The following is a 678-nucleotide window of genomic DNA, read 5'->3' on the forward strand; positions in this document are numbered from 1 at the left end:
AAATACGATGACCGCCATTATCCTCACCTTCGGGTTCCACCTCTTCATATGGGCGGGAACTGTATTATGCTAGAGGCAACCATGCAGTGTGCGAAGACCCGCATCATCCACGGCTGGGTCGAAAGCATTTCCACGCACTTAATTTGCGGCCATGAATTCTGCGGCTCTGCGCCAGGCGTAAAGACTGCGGTGGAAAGGTCCACCGCAGTCAGTTTCAGGCAGCGCGCAACTTTGACTGTGCAGATCTTCAGTCCTAGTCCTTGAACCAGACCCGTGCAAGCAGCGCGAGCAGTTTGCCAGGCAGGCTTTTTTTTGCAGGTTTTGTAATTGCCTTTTCGGACTCGCGGTCCGAGGTCTTGGTTACGTTGATTGTGACATTTACGCCTTCACTCATAGCGGCCATCCTTCTCCCAGGCGGTTACCGTAATGCACCTTTAAAGTTACAGTAAGTTACGCAAATCTCAAGAAGCAATTATCAGATTAAGTAAAATTTAGTAATCAAACAATCGCATCGTTGACGAAGCTCGAAATCCTGGTAATTATTCCTTACCGGAGGAAAACGTATGGCTGACAGTATTTTTGGTGAAGTCTTGAAGTCGCTGATGCAGCGGCAAGGCGTCCACAACTCGCAGTTGGCCACAAAGCTAGGAAAGTCGGATTCTGCGGTTTCCCATCTGC

At 49.4% G+C, this 678-nt stretch carries 1 protein-coding gene; it reads right to left on the bottom strand.

The window, feature by feature from the left end; translation table 11 throughout:
• Positions 1-253: 253 nt before the first annotated feature.
• Positions 254-394 (bottom strand): hypothetical protein, encoded by a 141-nt coding sequence (locus RA19_RS27300; protein ID WP_206540311.1) that lies wholly within the window; start codon positions 392-394, stop codon positions 254-256.
• Positions 395-678: the final 284 nt, after the last annotated feature.

The sequence above is a fragment of the Leisingera sp. ANG-M1 genome (assembly GCF_000813745.1).
Lineage (GTDB): Bacteria > Pseudomonadota > Alphaproteobacteria > Rhodobacterales > Rhodobacteraceae > Leisingera.

Coding starts and splice junctions, on each gene's coding strand:
- RA19_RS27300 (WP_206540311.1), bottom strand. CDS start 394: ATGAGTGAAGGCGTAAATGTCACAATCAACGTAACCAAGACCTCGGAC.